Origin of the sequence: Rhizobium changzhiense, assembly GCF_013087625.1 — a bacterium.
In the GTDB taxonomy this organism is placed as follows: Bacteria; Pseudomonadota; Alphaproteobacteria; order Rhizobiales; family Rhizobiaceae; genus Rhizobium; species Rhizobium sophorae.
This window is the reverse complement of sequence record NZ_JABFCQ010000003.1, coordinates 211567-229475: the sequence shown is the minus strand read 5'-3', so window position 1 is coordinate 229475 and position 17909 is coordinate 211567. Positions and strand designations below refer to the sequence as shown.

Below are 17909 nucleotides of genomic sequence, written 5' to 3'. Positions count from 1 at the left end.
AAAAAGGGAACTACCCGCCGAGGTTGAGCTCCAGGATTTCATCGCGCATGCGCACGGCGCGGTCCTGTCCGACCTCCCGTTCAAATGCGGCTTGGGCCTCTTTCCAAAGGGGCACGGCCTCCGCCACCTTGTCCAGGCCGGAGCGGGAGAGCCCGACATCGAAGGAGCGGCTGCTATCCGCTCTACCGGCCACAACCCACCCGGCCGCCTGAAGCGGCTTCAGCGCGCGGACCAGCGTCGTGCGTTCCATGCTCAGCATCTGCGCCAATTTGGTGATCTTGAGAGTCTCGTAGGCTTCCAGCAGCGACAGGATCGAGAACTGCGAGACGGACAGACCGGCGGGCGCCAGATGATTGTCGTAAAGACGGCTCAGATGCCGCGCGTTTTGGCGGGCAGCGAGGGCGTAACAGAGATGGGGACCAGTTGGCGTCGGCATGGCGTACACTTAACTGTGTAATTGCACAGCGTCAAGCGCGAACCTCTCCGCTCGATTGACAGGGTCACAGACCCGCAACGTCCCGAACCTCTGAACCGATCCTCGCACGCTGAGGGCTCTCAAAGACCGGGGGGCAGGGCTACACCCCGCCCCCCCGGCCTTTTGAACACGGTAGCGTCAGCCGCGAAGGAACGCCAGCAGGTCGGCGTTTAAGCGGTCCTTATCGACGTGCAGCAATCCATGGGAGCCGCCGTCGTAGACGATAAGCTTGGCATGCGGAACGAGCCCGGCGGTCAACTTCGCAGATATCTCCAGCGGCACGATCTGATCGTCGCTGCCGTGGACCACCAGGGCGGGAACCGTGATCTTCTTGAGGTCGTCGCGGAAATCGGTTTCCGAGAAGGCGCCAAGCGCATGATAGGCGGCAAGAAACCCGGTTGCCTGTCCCTGACGCCAGTAACTCTCCCGCAGGCCTTCCGACACATGCGCGCCCGGACGATTGAAGCTGTAGTACGGCGTGGTCACGTCGAGATTCCACTGCGACCGGTTTGCCTGCACGGCGGCGCGAAATGTATCGAACAGCTCCTTGGGAGCGCCGTTCGGATTGGTCGCGGTCTTGAGCAGGAAGGGTGTCACCGAGGAAACGAAAGCGACCCTGGCGACGCGGCTCTGGCCATGGCGGGCGATATAGCGTGCGACCTCGCCACCGCCCATCGAATGACCGACGAGGGTCGCCTCGCGCAGATCGAGCGCCTCGACCAGTTGTGCCAGATCATCGGCGAAGGTGTCGTAGTCGTAGCCGCCGGACGGCTGGCTCGACCGCCCAAAACCCCGACGGTCGTGGGCGATGACGCGGTAGCCGTTCTGCAGCAGGAAGAACATCTGGTCTTCCCAGGCGTCGGACGAGAGCGGATAGCCATGGCTGAACACCACGGCCGGCCCGGTGCCCCAGTCCTTGAAATAGAGGCTGGTGCCGTCTTTCGTGACGAGGCGGTCGCCTGTGGCCTTGCCGGCGCGGACAGGCGCGGGGGTCTTTGCATCGGCGGGGGTTGCGCCGGCACCAGCCGCTGCAAGTCCGACCCCGGCGATGGCGGCGCCTTTCAGCAGGTTTCGGCGGGAAGCGCTATCGGGTGTTGAGATTGTAGACATGAGGAAACTCCGTGAGAATGATGCCACATGGAGAGCGGCGTGATTGGCGAATGTGGTTGGGTGCATCGGTGCGGTGTTCTAACCGCTTTCGTGTGGAGGATTAGAAGCCGAGCCTGCGCAGATCCTCGGTGACGAACATCTGGCCGCTGCGATTCTTGACGCTCGGGAGCTCAGAGACCTTCGCGCGCCAGGACTTCAGCGCGGAATGATCGTCAGGGATGGAAATGCCGGCGGCGTCCGCGAACATCAGCCCGGCAAACACCGTGATGTCGGCCATCGAGAATGCATCGCCGGCGACGAACGAACGATCCTGCAGCACCGTGTCGAAATACTTCATGCCGGCTAGCGCCTTATCGCGCTGGCGGTTGCCCCAGTCCTGACGGCCAGCCCATTCCGGGCTCTTGAACACTTTCAGCTCGGCGCCGAGGCCGGGCGTCGCGTGATGGAAGTAGTTGCCGATCGCATCGAGCAGCTCGGTCTCGGCCCGCTTGTGCATCATGTGGATGACAGCCTTTTCCTTCGGCGTCTTGCCGGTGAGCCGCGGATCGCCGTCGAGATTGTCGAGATATTCGGTGATGGCGGTCGCCTCACTGATGTAGGTTCCGTCCTCAAGCTGGAGCACCGGCAGCACGCCCGAAGGGTTCTTTTCGAGGAAGGCGGGTTGCTTATGTTCGGCGCCGATGAGGTCGACGGAGACGAACTCGACCTGCGGTTCGAGCCCTTTTTCGGCAAGCACGATGCGGATGCGGGCCGGATTGGGAAAGCCGGGGCGATCGAAGATTTTCATGAGAGACTTCCTTATCTGTCTATCGATAGATAGATCACAGTTCAGAGATATCTCTTCCCTTTTCGACCGTCAACAACTATCTATCGAGTGATAGGTATGGATCGATGATGGCAAAAACCAAAACGGATATGCGCGAGGCGGTCATGACCGCCGCAAAAGCGACGGTGCAGTCGCATGGCTACAACGCGCTGAGCTTTCGTGAACTCGCGAAAGAGGTCGGGATCAAAAGCGCCAGCGTGCATTATCATTTCCCAACCAAGGGCGATCTCGGCGCCGCGTTGGCGCGTCGCTATACCGAGGAGGGCGCAGCCTACCTGGCGGAACTGCTGGCCACTTCCAACGATGCGAGTTGGTGTATGGACAGATACGCGGCGATCTTTCGCGCCGCCCTGGCCAACGATAATCGCATGTGCCTGTGCGGCATCATGAGCGCGGAACTCGACGACCTGCCTGCGGAGGTCAGAACCGAGGTCGATAGATTCGCGGAGATGAACGTCGGATGGCTCACCCAGATCCTCTCACGCGCAAGGCCCTCGACGGGTGAGCAAGATCTGCAGGAGTGCGCGATGGCGATCTTTGCTGCTATCGAAGGCGCGCAGCTGGTCGCGCGCGGTTGCCGGGACATCGGCATCTATGACCGGACGATTCGGGCCTATCGGACCACGGGTCTCATCCCGTAATTGGCCGGCGGCTCTAATGTGAGGGCGATGGTTTTTGCGCAAGTCCGCCGGCCGACCTATCCGGCGAGGCACTTCAGCGGCATCTGCGGTCGAAATACCCATCCTACTCAGTCAGTTGATACTGCTGACCGCGGGCCGTGGTTCAAAATATACAGATCGTCAGTTCGATCCCCATACAGACCTCCTCGGTCCGCAGTTGCTCTCTCGCACACAGAACCGCCTCCGCTGGCAACCCGCTGAGAACGTTACGAGGCCTCGATCCTACGTGCAACCTGTTCGGGAGTATCGCAGATGCGGATTTTATCGATTAAAAGGTGACTAAAATAATCATCTTATGTTGACAAGGCCAATTTCGCTCCATAGGTTCCGCCCGCATCCGTGACGTAGGGACCAAGCAATGGCGCGTGTTTTTTTGAATGTTTCTAATAATGTATCGCGAATTTATAGAGATAGCCTGTTTCTCACGACAGCGATCGTCCTGATCGGCATTGCAGCATCGCCGGCCTCAGCCCAGAGCGCGTCCACAGATGCCGGCGCGACGGCGTTGGAACCGATCGTCATTCAAGGCGCATCCTCTGATAGCAAGACTGACCGGACGTCCGTTGCTGCCAAGAACAGTTCGGCTGCAACCAAGATCAACACGCCGCTCGTCGAGACGCCGCGTTCGATCTCGGTGACGACGGAGAAGGAAATCGAGCAGCGCGGCGCGCAGACGGTCATCGAGGCTGTGCGCTATTCGGCCGGCGTGACGACAGGAACGAGCGGCTTCGATCCGCGTTTCGACCAGGTCTACATTCGCGGCTACAACGCCACGACGGTCGGTGACTATCGCGACGGATTGCGCCAGCCCTATATCAATTACGGCATGTTCCGCACCGAACCCTATCAGTTGCAGCGGGTCGAAGTGATAAAGGGACCGGTTTCCGTTCTTTACGGTTCTGGTTCGCCGGGCGGCCTCGTTAACAAGATATCGAAGCTTCCGACCGAGGAGCCGATCCGCGAAGTCGGCATTAACTACGGCACCGAGGATCGGGTGCAGGGGATGTTCGATTTCGGCGGACCGATCAGCGAAGACAACGAGGATTTTCTCTATCGCATCGTCGGCGTCGCCCGCCGCGGCGACACCAACTTCGATATTGCCGACGACCGCTATTTGCTAGCGCCGTCGTTTACCTGGAAGCCTGACGAGGGCACATCCTTCACGGTTTACGGCTTGGCGCAGGCAGATGAGACCGACTCCAATGTCGGCGCCATCACGACCTTGGATGGCAGGATCCTCGATATCAGGGCGAGCGATCCCGACTATGATTACCAGAAGGTCAAGCAGCAGCAGGTCGGCTATCAGTTCGAGCATGAATTCGACAACGGCCTGACCTTCCGGCAGAACCTGCGCTATTCGCACCTCGATCTGGAGGCTCGCTACCTCGGCGTTACCAGCTGGACCGGGACAGTCGCGCATCGTGGCACGAATGCGATCCGGGACGACATGAATGTTTTCCAGGTCGATAATCAACTGGAGGCGAAATTCGACACAGGCCCGCTTGCGCATACGATGCTGTTCGGGCTCGACTACACGAATCTCCAGTCGAGCTTTGGCTATGGCGCCGGAGTTGCCGATCCGGCATTCGACTTCGATATCACCAATCCGACCTATGGAGTCTCAGGCGCTACGCCGGATTATAATGTCTTGGCTTCCGATGCCGACATGCGGCAGGTCGGCATCTACGCCATGGACCAAATCGAGGTCGGAAATTGGCGCTTCAACCTCGGCGGCCGGCAGACCTGGGTGAACCAGACGCGAGATGCGACCTTGCCCTCGGTCAGCTCGGAGGAGGTCGACAAGAATGCCTTCTCCGTACAGGCAGGCGCGCTTTACCTCTTCGACAACGGCATCGCGCCATTCGTTTCCTACGCGACCTCCTTCGATCCGGTCACCAACCGATCGGCTACCAACACAATTCTTCCGCCGACGAAGGGCGAGCAATACGAAGTCGGCGTGAAGTACCAGCCTCCCGGCTCGGATATCCTGCTGTCGGCCGTCGCCTATCACATCGTCGAGCAGAATAAACCGAGGCTCGCCGACCCGTTGACATTTGCCTACGATTCTCAGGGAGAGGTGACCGGAAAGGGTATCGAGCTTGAAGCCCGCGCGGCGATCGCCGACGGTCTCGATATTATTGCGGCCTATACCTACAACGACTCCGAAGTGACCGGCGGCAACAACGTCGGAAATACTCCGGCCATCACCCCGACCCATATTGCGAGCCTATGGGCGAACTACACTTTCCAGGAAAGCAATCCCTTCAACGGTCTGTCGGTCGGCGCGGGCGTGCGCTACATCGGTGAGACCTGGACGGATGTGGCCAACACCTCGAAGAATCCTGCGACTTTCTATGTCGATGCATCCGCCTCCTATGATTTCGGCGCGGTCGACAAGAAATACGAGGGCCTGACGGCAGCCTTTGCCATCCGCAACATCGCCGATGAGCGCGAAACAGTTTGCGAAGAGGGCTTTTGCTATCTCGGCCAGGGCCGCAACATGACCGGCACCCTGAAATACCGGTGGTAAGCTCGGCAATGGAGACAAATGGGGCGTTCCAGCGCTCGACCTTGATCGCTGACCATCCTGTCGCCCACCAGGCCGTCGACCTCGACGGCTTGGTGGGCGACAGCCCGTTCTCCTATTGCCGCGGCAAGCTGCTCAGCGCTCTCCCGCAGACGGGCATCGTCGTTTCCTGCAGGGATCTTTGCGACCGAGCGATCTTCGACGAGATCATTGGCCGATATGCGCAAAAATTTCCGGGGAGCGACCGTCGCGCGATCGTCTCGATGTGGACGCTCTACTATTTTAGCATGCTGACGATTGCCCCCAGCGTCCATATGTTCGTGCACCGGATCGGGCTGTCGTTGGAGATCGACCGGCTTTCGCTCGTCTGCAATGAGCATACGGGCGAGCCGGAAGCATTCGTGTTGTCCGGCAGGCCGGGGGTGACGACTGACCCGGCCGGCGAGCTTCACCGGCTGATGCTCGGTCACGCCGAGCCCGTCATCGCGGCGATCGCCGCCAACGCCGGCGTCGCACCGAAGCTTCTCTGGAACAATGTTGCGGCCTATCTCTCCTGGATTCTGAAAGAGATCGCTCATCGCCATGAGCCTGTCCTCGTCGAAGGCGGCCTGGCGCTGCTGGAAGAAGCTCAATGGCCGGGCGGCGGGCGTAACCCGATGTTCGGCATGATCCGCATTGCGCGCCAGCAATGCGGGCTCGAATTCGTGCGCCGGAAAGTCTGCTGCCTGCGCTATAACCTGCCGGGCGTCGGTGGCTGCGGCGAAGCCTGCCCGCTGCCGGAGGGGCGCCACTAGCTCCTATCGTCCACCGCGCGCAGAGACGGGTACCCTGCGCACCAGTTATTGCCAATGCGCGCCAAGCAGAAAGTTCCCTCGTCTCAAAGCGTAGTCTCACCTGCCTGGACGCCGGCGAGTGGCTTGACCATAAACAGGCATGGGTGGTCCTCGTGCCAGAGCTTTGCAAAGACCTCCGCCCGCACAAATCCGGCCCGGTCATAGAAGCGCCGCGTCGCCTCGAACTGGGGTTCGTCGAGGCCGCGCGGGGCGAGCGTCTTGACCGTCAGCAGCCGCGCACCCGATTCATGGCCGAAACGTTCGGCCGCATCGATGAGATGGCGTCCGGCGCCGCGACCGTGATGTTCGGGTCGTGTCGCGATCAGCGCGATCTCGACGGCGCCGGGCGGGTGCGGCTTCAAGGCCATCAACGCGGTTACGACATCCGCTTCGACATAGCCGAACACCGGCAGGTCTTCGATCGCCTGGGCGCTCGCTTCGATGACCTCGGGTTCTGAAAACCAGTCGGGCAAAGCCCCCATGATCGATCGGCAGAGGTCCGCCTTGCCGGTCTGGATCTCAACTGTTCTTCCCATTTTTTCTCGCCTCCGCTCGGTCGATTTAAACTTGACTCCTGTTATCACCTTAAAATAGACACTGCAATCAAATCGTGTACTTCAGCTCAAAAAAGGAGCCCGAGACCGAACCGGCCAGCAACGACAGAGCCTGATTTTCCATTTGTAAAAAGGTACAGGACAATGCACGCATTGCATCGTGATGTGAACGGAAATGCCGTGGTCAACGCCATGATCGAAAACAAGGACAAGCTCCTTAAAACGATTGAAAGCGTTGTCAAATCAAAGTCATATTCCGAGGATATCTTTCAAGATGGAGTCATTAAAGCCTATGGGGTCAAAACCGACGACATTCGTTGCCCGATCGGCTACGCCTTCCGGATGGTCTACAATCTCGCACTCGATGAGAGCCGCCGGCGACGCCAGAAGATGAACAACCATAGGTCGATAGACCAGATTCAGGAGATCACGGCGCCTGTCCCCACGGTGCTCGACCAGCTCGTCGCTGCCGAGACCCTGCGCAATGTGCTTGCCTCGCTCGAGGCGCTGCCGAAGCGAACCAACGATGCCTTCATTCGCCATCGCCTCAACGGCGTGCCGCAGAAGGATATTGCAGCCGAACTTGGCGTCTCAAGGACCCTCGTCAACTTCATGATCAAAGCGGCAGAGGAACATTGCCATCTGGCGATCGCCGAACCTGCTTCCCGCCCCGATCATGCGCACCGACCGGACCCTACCGTTTCGCTGCGTGCAGCGCCTGCTGCAAATCGCTCCACATCAGTTCCGGCTCTTCCAGGCCAACGGCGAAACGAACCGTCTGCTCGCTCACGCCGAACCGGATGAAGGAGGTCATCCGATCGGGGATCTGCAGCGCGACCTTGGCGGGGACCACCAACGTTTCCGGTCCCCCCCAGCTGACGCCGAGGCGGATGTCGCGAAGGCTGTTTACGAAGCGTGCGACATCGATATCGGGATTGAGGTCGAAGGCAAACAGCCCGGCATAACCCGTCAGCGTTGCCCGTCCGGGATGGGCCTGGAATGCCGGGTGACGAACGCGTCCAATCGCAGAGTGCTCCTTCAGCCGCCCGGCCAGCAAAAGCCCGCTGCGCTCATGCTCCTTGAGACGGACACGCAGCGTGCGCATGCCGCGCAGCAGCAGCCAGGCCTCGAACGGTGACAGTTTGGCGCCGACATACGGGTAGGATATTGAATTGATCCTGGCGATGGCCTCCTTCGAGCCGACGACGACTCCGGCGACCGTATCGCTGTGACCGCCGAGATATTTCGAGGCGGCGTGAATGACGATATCGACGCCATGCTGGATCGGTTTTTGAAACAGCGGCGTTGCCCAGGAATTGTCGATGATTGTGGTAACCCCGGCCTCCTTTGCCATGGCCGACAGCGCCGCAATGTCCTGAAGCTCGAAGACGAAGGATGTGGGGTTTTCAAGGTAGAGCAGCTTGGCGCCTGACAGCGCCTTGCGGACCTCGTCGTGGTCGGCGGGATCGACGAAATCCACCGCGACGCCGAGCCTGGCAAGCAGTTTCACCAGAAGGCGGTAGACATCGTTGTAGAGATGGCGGACCGCAACGACCCGGTCTCCCGCCTCAACGAGGCTCAGAATTGTCGATGTAATGGCGGCCGTTCCGCTGGAGAAAGCACGTCCGTCCTCTGCGCCCTCGAGGCGGGCAACCAGGAGTTCGAATTCGCGGACCGTCGGATTGTCGCCGCGCGAATAAATGTAGTTGCGCGTGCGGCCGGCGAAAACATCCTCCATCGCCTCGTAACTGTCGTAAGTGAAGAGCGACGTTTGGAAGATCGGCGGAGACACAGCGTTGAATGCCGCCGGATCGACAGGCGTAAAGAGATCGTCAGCGACCGCATGGGCGCCAAGGTCGTGCGGGTTGATCGACTGGTTCATGGTCATCCTCTCATGGACAAAAGCTGGGATATGAACGGATGGAGGTCAGATGGTCGGCAGAGCGCTGCCGGAGCGCGCTGAGCGTCCTCGCCAGGCAGACGGCCGACAGCAGGCCGGTCAACGCCGAGGCCAGGAATATTGCTGCCAGTAAGCCTGAAAAGCCGAAGAACGGCGGCAGAAGAGCAAGCAGCGGAAAGAGAACATAGCCATTCTGCGCCAGACCGATGGCAACCGCCGCTTTCGCTCTGCCCTGAGCCTGAAAGAGGATCAGCACCGTTTGCCGTAGGCCGAAAAGCAGAAGCGGAAGATGGGTCGCGATGATCGCTTGCCCTGCTATCCCGATCACCAACGAATCGTCGGTGAAGAATGAGGCAAGTTCTTCGGAGAAAACCAGCGCGGCCAATCCATAGGCGCCACTCACGGCAGTCGTGACCACTGTGAGGATGTGGGCTGCCGATAGCATCCGGGCTGTATCGCCCCGACCCCAGGCAAAGCTCAGGATCGACTGGGCTCCGAGTGAGATGCCGATGACGGGGAGGGTTCCGACAGCGAGCAGCCGCAAGGCAATCCCGACGCCGGCGATGCCGGCTTCTCCGTGATAGGTGCCGGCGAGCGATACCACGGCCGCAATCGCGCCTGCGGTTGCGAGGCTGGTCAGCGTCGTCGGTGCGCCCACAGCAAGGACAGGCCTGAGATAGCCGATATCTCGCCACCGCCAGCCAAATGTCAGCCGGACCGTCCCAAGTCGCCTGGCGTGGTAGGCAGCATAGATGCAAAGCGCGACCAGTTGGGACAGGATGGTTGCGATTGCAACGCCCTGCAGCCCGAGGCCGAAGCCAAAGATCATGATCGGGTCGAGGATCATGTTCAGCGCAAAGCAGACGACCAGCGTCCACATGCTGAAGCGGGCATTGCCCTCTGCGATCGCCAGGAAATCGAGAATGATCTGCGCCATCGTCAGCGGCACCGAGACCGCAATGATCATCAGATAATGTTGCGCGAGCGGCTGAAGGGCAGGTGTGGCGCCGAACAGCAGCAAATCTGGAAATGCGATGATTGCGATGGTACTTGCCGCGCCGAAAACGACGCCGGCAGCAAGACTGATCGAGGCAATGGCGCCGGCCCGGGATCGGTTGCCGGCTCCGAGCGTGCGTCCGACCTCCGTTGCGACACCGACGCCGATCCCCTCGCCGAAGGCAGCGATGAGCATGAGGACCGGCAGGACGATCATGATCGCCGCGATCTGGTCTTCACCGATCATCCCGACGAAGATCATGTTGATCGTATGATGGGCGGCATTGATCGACAGGCCGAACATGGCTGGCAGTCCGAGCCGAAGCAGCAGCCTGAGAAGCTCAGGACTGGCAAGGTCTTCCGGTGCGAGACGCTGCCGTCTCCGAAAGCTGCCGCTCGCGTCGCTCATATCGTTCATGACGCAGGCACCCAGAGACGATCGCCGAAGAAACGCTCGCGGCCGAGCATCACCAGGAGCGCCCGCTTATGCGGAAAATCGAAGTGCTTGACCTTGGCAAAACCCGAACGGTCGAGGTTGCGGATCTGCTGTTCGTGACTGGCGCGCGGCTCGCCGACGATGCGCTTCGTGCGTGGATCGTCGAGGAAGATGAAATGCATCAGCGAGGGAAGCCATGCGCTGATCCATTTCTTGCCGCGATAGCCGGGCTCGCCGATCGCCACATGCCATCCGCGATCATAGTCGTCGGCATCGTAAAAGGGGCCGAGCCGGTCCTCCTTTGCCCAATAGACTTCGAAATAGCCGAAGGGAATGTCCGCGAAACTGCCTATCAGCGGCAGGACATGCGGATCTGCGATCCTTTTTTCCAGGATCACCCGGTGCTTGTCGATCGAACCCGCATCCTCCCAGATCGTGTTGACCTGTTCGTCGTTCATCCAGCGATGAAATGCTGCAAGATCGGTCTCGGGATCGGCCACCGTGAAGGTGATTTCCCGTTCCAGCCAAGGGATGAAACGCCTGTAGATCGTACCCTTCGGCTTTGCGGGTCGACGCGGATGATACCGGCCCGCGGTCATCTCCTGCACGGGCGGCAGCGGATAGGACAGCTGCGGCAGCCAGAGCGAGGGCCATTGCCACAGGATCGCCGAATTGAGCCTTCCGCCTGCATCCGCAATGTGCGGCGGGAGGCTTGTCTGATGCCCTTCGAAGACGACTGAGGTGATCGAGCGATCTTCTGCCGTTACGGCTTCGGCGGCCGCCATGAGAAGCTCTGCCGATTGCACGGGATCGCCATGGTAAAAGGTCACCGACGCGATGCTGGCCTCGACCTCGAATGCGGCTTCGTGGTGGCCGTAAGCGGTCTTGAGGTGGATGAGATTGGGGGCGAGGCTGACGTAGCTACGCGACTGCAGAGCGCGCCTTTGTTTGACTGCGTCGAAATCCATGACGTTCTCCTTGGCCGGTCGAGGACCGGCCGGGCTTTTGGCGCGGCGAGCATGAAGCGTACTCTTGCGCCGATTTAGTAGAATGACGATCCATCTCCCGTCGGATTTAGGGATAAGCGAAGAAAAAAATTCTCATCAATTTTCTAAACTGCAGCCTGCCGGATCCGTCACTTGCGCATGACCATCATCACCGCAGGAGCTGCGAATGGATAATCTTGAACCTCACGACGATCTCTGGATCGCCGTCATCGACACCGAGCATCGCTACTCGGTCTGGCCGCGGGACAAGCGGATTCCACTGGGCTGGGAGCCGGCGGGTTTTGCCGGTTCGCGCCAGCAATGCCTGGCGCATATCGCTGACGTCTGGGCGGATCCGCGCCCCCTCTCTTTGCGCTCGGCAATCGCCGGCGATGCGCGTCTCTGAAAACGGCTGGATGGCACGGATGAACAAACAGATCACAAACTTCGCAGATGCCACCCCGACCGATGTGGCAACGGACACGGTCTTCGAGAGCTTCCCGCTGACGATCGCGCAGAAGCGTATTTGGTCGCTGGAGCAGATCGGCAACGACACGGTGTTTCCCGACCAGGTCATTTCGCTGCGATTGAGCCCGGCGGTCGACATCAAGACGATTGCCGGCGCCTGCCGGACGCTCGTGGCGCAACATCCCTTCCTTGCCACCCGGTTCCGCCGGCTGGCAGGCGGCCGCGTCGAGCAATACTGCGGCGCTTTGAACGCAGTACCGATCGAGATTGTCGGCGAAGGTATCGCTCTTGCGGAGCCGGATGCGTTGGCCGCCAAGAAAGCCTTCCGCGACCGGCGCTTCGACCTCCTTGCTGGTCCGCCGACGCGTGTTCAGATTATCTTGCTTGCCGATGGGCAGTCGCTTCTGACGATCCTGCTTCATCCTGTGATCTCGGACGATCGCGAGAAGTCTGTTCTCGCCGGCTCCCTGACGCGAATTCTCGATGGCGCACCTGCCGGCGACACGCAGCCGGCCGAAATCTTGGCCGGAACGCGGGAGGCTGAGTGGCTGCAGACGAAGCTGGCCCAGGAATCCCTCTCCTATTGGCGGAACACGATCGGTCTCGATTATTCGGCCTCGACCTTTCCCACCCGCTTCAACAGCGGCGGGCTGGCAGGTGTGGCGCGCGCGCAGCATCGATTTTCGATCGAGCCCGAGCTCTGGGAAAAGCTCGGTCGACATGCGCAGCATAAGGGGTATCAGGTCGAGCGCGTGCTTCACGCCGCCTTTTGCGCGCTGCTGGCGCGCTACAGCGGCAACTATGCTTTGCTGACCGGGCTGCTGATCGCGCGGCCGCAGAAGGAGCATCTTGCGAACCGCGGCCGTGCCGAACAGGTCCTTCCCCTCATCCTGTCGCTGACATCAAGAAGCTCTCTCGACGATGTCATCGCAGCGATCTCATCGGCGACCGAGGAGGGGCTTGCCCGGCTCGTGCCGCTGGAGCGCATCACCCAGGAACTGGTCGTCGACGAAGCGGCTGCCCAGGAAGCTGTGGTCAAGGCGCTGTTCGAATTCCGCGAGCCGTATCCGGTCCCCAGGCACGCAACCAATCTGGAACCTCTGAGCGCGCGCGCCGACAGCGAGCTTTCCCTGGTGATCGAGGCAGATCTGAATGGTGCCGCAGCCGGGCTGATCGATTATGCGCAGGATCTTTATGACGGCGCCCTGATTGCCCGTGTCGCCAGGCATTTTAGCCTGGTACTCGAGCAGATCGTCGCGCAGCCGGATCTCCGGATCAAGGATATCCAACTCATGGGCAGCGACGAGCTCGACTGGTTGTCTGCACCCTACGAGGACGACGTCGTCAACGACGACAGGCCGGTGCACGAGCTGATCTCGGCCCATTCGCGCCGGACGCCCGAGAAAACAGCGATCGTCTATGGTGACGAAGAGTGGACCCATGGCTGGCTGGAGACGAGCACCAACCGCCTCGGCCATCGGCTGCGGCAGCTCGGCGTTCGCGCCGAAGTGACGGTCGCAATCTTCATCAAGCGCTCGCCGGAGGCCATCGTCGGCATCCTCGCGACCCTGAAGGCTGGCGGCGCCTATATTCCGGTCGAACCCGACCATCCGCCGGTGCGCAACCACCACATTCTGCGCGATGGCGGCGTCAAGATCGTCCTCACGCACAGTTGGCTGCGCCATCGCCTGCCGGAAAAACTCGACGCGATCGTTCTCGATCTCGACAAGATCGATCTCGAAAGCGAGCCGGATACGCCGCTGTATATTCCCACGCACAAGGACCAGCTTGCCTACGTCATGTATACCTCCGGATCGACAGGATTGCCGAAGGGCGTGGCTGTCGAGCACGGGCCGCTGACGCACCATCTGCAAAACACCTCGCGTGTCTATGGCATGAGCTCTGACTCCCGCGAGCTGCCGTTCCTTCCCTTCAGTTCCGACGGCGGCCATGAGCGATGGATGAACCCGCTGATGGAGGGGGGCAGCATCATCCTTCCCGATCAGCCGCTCTGGACACCGGAAGAGACATTGACGGCGATGCGCAAGCACGGCGCCAACAATGCGAGTATCCCGACTACCTATCTGCAGCAACTGGCGGAATGGGCAGATGTGACGGACGGCGCGCCGCCGATGCGGCTTTACTCCTTCGGCGGCGAGGGGCTGGCGCAGCCGACCTTCGATCTTCTGTCGCGGGCGCTGAAATCGGAATGGCTGATCAACGGCTACGGTCCGACCGAAACGATCATGACGCCGATGGTCTGGAAGGTGAGGGCCGGCACGAAATTCCAGGGGGTCTATGCTCCGCTGGGCCGCGCTGTCGGGTTAAGGCGCGTCTATGTGCTCGACCCCGATCTCAATCCGTGCCCGATCGGCGTGACGGGCGAGCTCTATATCGGCGGCGAGGGTATCGCACGCGGCTATCTCGGCAAGCCGGACACGACGGCGGACCGCTTCATCCCCGATCCGTTCTCAAATGACGGCGGCCGGCTTTATCGCTCCGGCGATCTGACGCGTTGGCGTGATGACGGAACCGTCGAATTCGTCGGCCGTGTCGACCATCAGGTGAAGCTTCGCGGCTACCGGATCGAACTCGGCGAGATCGAAGCGGCACTGCTCCAGCAGCCCGGCGTCGGCGAAGCCCTGGTGGTCCTGCGCGATGACGATGCCGGTGGCGACAAGGCGCTCGTTGCCTATGTCGTTCCGAAGAAAGACGAGACGTTGGACGTCGAGGCGATCCGCGCCGGCCTCGAACGCAGCCTGCCATCCTACATGGTGCCGTCTGCCGTGGTCGAACTGGAAAAAATGCCGACCAACCCGAACAGCAAGCTCGATCGCTTCGCGCTGCCGGCGCCACAACCGGTCAAACGCACAATCGTCGAGCCGGCGACCGTGCTCGAAGAGGAGGTGCTGGATGTCTGGCGGCAGGTTCTCAAGCTGGAAGCAATCAGCGTCGAGGACAATTTCTTCGCGATCGGCGGCAATTCGCTGGGCGCGATCCGCATCCTGTCGCAGTTGCGGCAGCGCCGGCCGAAAACCCCGCTCACCGTCGCCGATATCTTCAACAATCCGACCGTGCGTTCGTTTGCCGGCGTGATCGAGCAGGGTGACCAGCGGGATCTGTCTGAGGTGATCGTGCTGCGCGCTTCCGGCGCCAAGCCGCGGCTCTATTGCTTCCCGGGCCTTCTCGTCAGCACCCGCGAATACGTCAAGCTCGTCGATTATCTCGGAGCCGATCAGCCGGCGACCGGCTTCATTTGCCACTCGCTTTCCGAGAAAAAGGCAGTCGGCGCTCCGGTCGAAGAGATCATCGAGAGCTATGTCGATTATATCAGGACGCATAGCCAGGGAGCGCCCTGCTATTTCCTCGGCTGGTCGTGGGGCGGGCTTCTGGCCTATGAGGCTGCCCGCGCCCTCGGTGACCAGGTCGACGTCAGGATGATGGCGATGGTCGACGTTTGCGATCTCGGATCGGAATTCGCGATCGGCGCAAAGCCGAGGTTCCGGCCGGGCGAGCGCGATGAGCTTCATCGAGACGTAAAGGCATGGCTTGGAAGAACGGCTATGCGTCCTGAATGGGACCGGCTGCTGTCGACGATGGACGCGGATACTTACGATCAGTTCCTGCGCTTTGTCGGCGACGAAAAGGACCCGCTTCCAGACGACGGGCCCGATATCAGCAGTCGCGAGCATACGTTTTGGGTGCTCATCGACAATGCCCTGATCTTCCGCAAACACCGGCTCGTTCCCCACGATGTGCCGATCTATCCCTGGGCTGCCGACGACAGCCTCAACCGCGGCCTCAACCTGATCGACTGGCGCCGGCTGTCGCCGCGGGCGCGGGCGGCCGAAATCATCACCGGCACCAACCATCTGCACATGATCGGGTCTCCCGCCTTCCACTCAAGGCTCGCCCTGCGTCTCAAGGAAACAGAGAAGGATATCGCATGACCGTCGCTTTTGCCCGCAGGGATGCCGAGCCGCTGGATATTGCCGGCATCGGCATCGGCCCCTCCAATCTGAGCCTCGCCTGCCTGTTTGAGTCGGTGCCCGAGATCAGAAGCCGTTTCTTCGAGCGGCGCCCATCGTTCGACTGGCACCCCGGCATGATGATGCCTGGCGTCGAGCTGCAATCGTCCTTTTTGAAGGACCTCGTCACCCCGGTCCTGCCGACCAGCCGCTGGTCATTCGTCTCCTACCTGGTTGCCCATAAGAGGCTCTACGCCTTCCTGAACGCCAATTATGACGCCGTTCCCCGGCAGGAGTTTGCGCGCTATCTGGCCTGGGTCGCCAATGGTGTGGACGGCCTGCGCTTCGCAACGGAGATTCGTGACGTCGAGCATCGCGACGACCGCTTCTTCCTGCGGTTCGACAACGGGCAGGAGGAGGCGCGAAACCTGGTGATCGGCACAGGGTCTTCACCCTTTGTGCCCGACTGGGCAAAACCGTTTCTAGGCGCCGATTGCTTTCATAACAGCGAGGCCAAATCACGTCTCAGCGATCTCGGCGCCGCCCGCATCGTCGTGGTCGGCGGCGGTCAAAGCGGCGGCGAGGTCGTCGAAGCCCTGCTTGCCGATCCTGGTTCCATGACGGAGCTGACATGGATCAGCCGGCGTCATAATTTCGAGCCGATCAACGATACGCCGTTTTCGAACCAGGTCTTCTCACCCGAATACGTGCAGGCCTATTTGAAGCTCGGCGGCGAGCAGAAGCAGGCCGCTTTGAAGAACTCGATCCTGACCAGCGACGGCTTGTCGATTTCGACGATTCACGCGATCTATCGCCGCCTCTATGCGTTGCGCTATCTCGAACCGAGCACGCTCAACGCCTCCCTGGCGCCAAATCGCGATGTGATCCAGATGGAGCGGAACGGCAATGCCTATCGGCTCATCGTCAGGAACCAGTTCGACGGCGGGATCGAGGTGCTTCATGCGGATGCAGTGGTTCTGGCAACCGGCTACCGGTTCCGATTGCCGGACGCTCTCGGCTCGCTGGGCGACAGGATAACGCTCGACAGAAACGGCTATCCTCTGCTCAATGACGACTACACGATGCAGTGGACGGGTCCGCGGACCAACCGGCTGTTTGCGCAGAATGCAGGGCGCTATTCGCACGGTATCGCCGACTCTCAGCTCAGCCTCATGGCCTGGCGCAGCGCAACCATCGTCAATACGCTTCTCGGCCGGCCGCACTTCGATGCGGAACCCGACAACGGGCAACTCGCCTGGGCGACGGAGACCTCTTCCGCAATGCCTCATCAGCTCCGAGCCGGCTATTCGGACGGCATGTTATCGTCCTGAAATAGGCGTGTCGAAATACGGGGGAACCCGGATCGAGAGCAGGCAGCCAGCGCGACGACGTGCTGGCTGCCGCTTTCGACCAGACGGTGATGCCAGCGCCGATCGCGATCGCCGCCATCGACCATGTCGGGGATGCCATCCTTCCAGGAAAAGGCGACGTTGCGGGGATCCTCGCGCAGCCCGACGCCGAGTGCCTTCAGATGGCTCTCCTTCAGCGTCCAGAGTGCAACGGCCGCGCGCGCGCGTTCGGGCGCAGGCAATTCCGCGAGCCAGCGCCGTTCGTCTGCACTGCAATAGGTATCCACTGCCGCCGCTTCGATTTCGGTATCGACGCGTTCGCAGTCTATTCCCACGTGATCACATCCTGAAGCGACAGCGACCGCCACAAGCCCGTCGGCATTGGCGAGGCTGAATTGCGGCCTCTCACGCCCCTCAAGCCTCAGCTTGCCGCGGTTGTCCGGGGACAACGGGACCTTGTTCGGCGGTGTGCCGATATGCTCGCTCAACAGCCGCCGCAAGAGATAGCGACCGGCAATGAACGAGGCCCGATCCTGGTCAAACCGGTAGGTCGCGGCGCGCTCCCGTTCATCCGGTGAAAGCGACTGCATCCAGCGGCTCCAGTCACCCTCATTCTCGGAATACGGCCAGAGCGCGATTTCAATGCCGGCAGCTTGATCTTCAGGTTGGTGCATTTTCGCTCGCCGTGGCTGCTATTTCCCTGAATTTTCAAGAACTCTGGGTCGCAGCGCGTTTAATTGATCGCGGAAGTATTGGTCAACTCAGAAGATCATCGCAAATGCGGCGGGAACATTGTTTAGT

The 17909-nt window shown here is 60.9% G+C and carries 15 protein-coding genes; 7 read left to right on the top strand and 8 right to left on the bottom strand.

Going from position 1 to position 17909, the window contains the following annotated elements; all coding sequences use genetic code 11:
• Positions 1 to 10 precede the first annotated feature (10 nt).
• The 3 genes from G9X68_RS16195 to G9X68_RS16185 all read right to left on the bottom strand — a co-directional run bounded on the left by G9X68_RS16195 (position 11) and on the right by G9X68_RS16185 (position 2372).
• Positions 11 to 436, bottom strand: coding sequence for a MarR family winged helix-turn-helix transcriptional regulator (locus G9X68_RS16195; RefSeq protein ID WP_171603255.1), 426 nt, complete (start codon positions 434 to 436; stop codon positions 11 to 13).
• 177 nt (positions 437 to 613) lie between these two features.
• A complete protein-coding gene (locus G9X68_RS16190; RefSeq protein ID WP_171603254.1) occupies positions 614 to 1585 on the bottom strand; it encodes an alpha/beta fold hydrolase in 972 nt (323 codons plus the stop codon).
• A gap of 100 nt (positions 1586 to 1685) precedes the next feature.
• Complete coding sequence (locus G9X68_RS16185; RefSeq protein ID WP_171603253.1) at positions 1686 to 2372, bottom strand: glutathione S-transferase family protein; 687 nt, start codon at positions 2370 to 2372, stop codon at positions 1686 to 1688.
• Between the two features lie 104 nt (positions 2373 to 2476).
• Between G9X68_RS16185 and G9X68_RS16180 the strand changes: the two genes are divergently transcribed.
• The 3 genes from G9X68_RS16180 to fhuF all read left to right on the top strand — a co-directional run bounded on the left by G9X68_RS16180 (position 2477) and on the right by fhuF (position 6412).
• Positions 2477 to 3052, top strand: a complete 576-nt coding sequence (locus G9X68_RS16180) for a TetR/AcrR family transcriptional regulator (RefSeq protein ID WP_171603252.1) — start codon at positions 2477 to 2479, stop codon at positions 3050 to 3052.
• Between the two features lie 397 nt (positions 3053 to 3449).
• A complete protein-coding gene (locus G9X68_RS16175; protein ID WP_171603251.1) occupies positions 3450 to 5621 on the top strand; it encodes a TonB-dependent siderophore receptor in 2172 nt (723 codons plus the stop codon).
• 8 nt (positions 5622 to 5629) lie between these two features.
• The gene (gene fhuF / locus G9X68_RS16170; RefSeq protein ID WP_171603250.1) at positions 5630 to 6412 is read left to right on the top strand and encodes a siderophore-iron reductase FhuF; all 783 of its coding nucleotides are present in this window, start codon (positions 5630 to 5632) and stop codon (positions 6410 to 6412) included.
• Positions 6413 to 6495: 83 nt separating this feature from the next.
• Here fhuF and G9X68_RS16165 read toward each other — a convergent pair whose 3' ends face one another.
• Complete coding sequence (locus G9X68_RS16165; RefSeq protein ID WP_171603249.1) at positions 6496 to 6987, bottom strand: GNAT family N-acetyltransferase; 492 nt, start codon at positions 6985 to 6987, stop codon at positions 6496 to 6498.
• A gap of 162 nt (positions 6988 to 7149) precedes the next feature.
• Between G9X68_RS16165 and G9X68_RS16160 the strand changes: the two genes are divergently transcribed.
• Complete coding sequence (locus G9X68_RS16160) at positions 7150 to 7809, top strand: sigma-70 family RNA polymerase sigma factor (protein WP_171603248.1); 660 nt, start codon at positions 7150 to 7152, stop codon at positions 7807 to 7809.
• Here G9X68_RS16160 and G9X68_RS16155 read toward each other — a convergent pair.
• Genes G9X68_RS16155 through G9X68_RS16145 form a run of 3 tightly spaced genes read right to left on the bottom strand, consistent with a single transcriptional unit; the run spans position 7700 to position 11305 of the window.
• Positions 7700 to 8887: a PLP-dependent transferase gene (locus G9X68_RS16155; protein WP_171603247.1), complete on the bottom strand. Its 1188-nt coding sequence runs from the start codon at positions 8885 to 8887 to the stop codon at positions 7700 to 7702. The genes G9X68_RS16160 and G9X68_RS16155 overlap by 110 nt on opposite strands.
• 10 nt (positions 8888 to 8897) lie before the next feature.
• The gene (locus tag G9X68_RS16150) at positions 8898 to 10319 is read right to left on the bottom strand and encodes an MATE family efflux transporter (RefSeq protein ID WP_171603246.1); all 1422 of its coding nucleotides are present in this window, start codon (positions 10317 to 10319) and stop codon (positions 8898 to 8900) included.
• The gene (locus G9X68_RS16145; protein ID WP_171603245.1) at positions 10316 to 11305 is read right to left on the bottom strand and encodes a GNAT family N-acetyltransferase; all 990 of its coding nucleotides are present in this window, start codon (positions 11303 to 11305) and stop codon (positions 10316 to 10318) included. The genes G9X68_RS16150 and G9X68_RS16145 overlap by 4 nt, the downstream gene beginning before the upstream one ends.
• Before the next feature lie 205 nt (positions 11306 to 11510).
• On the opposite strand from G9X68_RS16145, the gene G9X68_RS16140 reads away from it, so the two are divergent.
• The 3 genes from G9X68_RS16140 to G9X68_RS16130 are packed head-to-tail and all read left to right on the top strand — an operon-like array spanning position 11511 to position 17090.
• Positions 11511 to 11729 (top strand): MbtH family protein, encoded by a 219-nt coding sequence (locus tag G9X68_RS16140; RefSeq protein WP_130728235.1) that lies wholly within the window; start codon positions 11511 to 11513, stop codon positions 11727 to 11729.
• A gap of 19 nt (positions 11730 to 11748) precedes the next feature.
• Positions 11749 to 15741: a non-ribosomal peptide synthetase gene (locus tag G9X68_RS16135; RefSeq protein ID WP_171603244.1), complete on the top strand. Its 3993-nt coding sequence runs from the start codon at positions 11749 to 11751 to the stop codon at positions 15739 to 15741.
• Positions 15738 to 17090: a lysine N(6)-hydroxylase/L-ornithine N(5)-oxygenase family protein gene (locus G9X68_RS16130; RefSeq protein WP_171603243.1), complete on the top strand. Its 1353-nt coding sequence runs from the start codon at positions 15738 to 15740 to the stop codon at positions 17088 to 17090. Before G9X68_RS16135 ends, G9X68_RS16130 begins: the two co-directional genes overlap by 4 nt.
• Here the strand turns inward: G9X68_RS16130 and G9X68_RS16125 are convergent.
• Positions 17063 to 17782, bottom strand: a complete 720-nt coding sequence (locus G9X68_RS16125) for a 4'-phosphopantetheinyl transferase family protein (protein ID WP_171603242.1) — start codon at positions 17780 to 17782, stop codon at positions 17063 to 17065. The two genes, G9X68_RS16130 and G9X68_RS16125, sit on opposite strands and share 28 nt — an antisense overlap.
• Between the last annotated feature and the right edge of the window lie 127 nt (positions 17783 to 17909).

Bases quoted from the DNA above. Each gene is read 5' to 3' on its own strand.
- G9X68_RS16180 (WP_171603252.1), top strand. From the start codon at position 2,477: ATGATGGCAAAAACCAAAACGGATATGCGCGAGGCGGTCATGACCGCC.
- G9X68_RS16175 (WP_171603251.1), top strand. From the start codon at position 3,450: ATGGCGCGTGTTTTTTTGAATGTTTCTAATAATGTATCGCGAATTTAT.
- G9X68_RS16140 (WP_130728235.1), top strand. From the start codon at position 11,511: ATGGATAATCTTGAACCTCACGACGATCTCTGGATCGCCGTCATCGAC.
- G9X68_RS16135 (WP_171603244.1), top strand. From the start codon at position 11,749: ATGAACAAACAGATCACAAACTTCGCAGATGCCACCCCGACCGATGTG.
- G9X68_RS16155 (WP_171603247.1), bottom strand. From the start codon at position 8,887: ATGAACCAGTCGATCAACCCGCACGACCTTGGCGCCCATGCGGTCGCT.
- G9X68_RS16150 (WP_171603246.1), bottom strand. From the start codon at position 10,319: ATGAACGATATGAGCGACGCGAGCGGCAGCTTTCGGAGACGGCAGCGT.
- G9X68_RS16190 (WP_171603254.1), bottom strand. From the start codon at position 1,585: ATGTCTACAATCTCAACACCCGATAGCGCTTCCCGCCGAAACCTGCTG.
- G9X68_RS16185 (WP_171603253.1), bottom strand. From the start codon at position 2,372: ATGAAAATCTTCGATCGCCCCGGCTTTCCCAATCCGGCCCGCATCCGC.
- G9X68_RS16145 (WP_171603245.1), bottom strand. From the start codon at position 11,305: ATGGATTTCGACGCAGTCAAACAAAGGCGCGCTCTGCAGTCGCGTAGC.
- G9X68_RS16125 (WP_171603242.1), bottom strand. From the start codon at position 17,782: ATGCACCAACCTGAAGATCAAGCTGCCGGCATTGAAATCGCGCTCTGG.
- G9X68_RS16130 (WP_171603243.1), top strand. From the start codon at position 15,738: ATGACCGTCGCTTTTGCCCGCAGGGATGCCGAGCCGCTGGATATTGCC.
- G9X68_RS16195 (WP_171603255.1), bottom strand. From the start codon at position 436: ATGCCGACGCCAACTGGTCCCCATCTCTGTTACGCCCTCGCTGCCCGC.
- fhuF (WP_171603250.1), top strand. From the start codon at position 5,630: ATGGAGACAAATGGGGCGTTCCAGCGCTCGACCTTGATCGCTGACCAT.
- G9X68_RS16165 (WP_171603249.1), bottom strand. From the start codon at position 6,987: ATGGGAAGAACAGTTGAGATCCAGACCGGCAAGGCGGACCTCTGCCGA.
- G9X68_RS16160 (WP_171603248.1), top strand. From the start codon at position 7,150: ATGCACGCATTGCATCGTGATGTGAACGGAAATGCCGTGGTCAACGCC.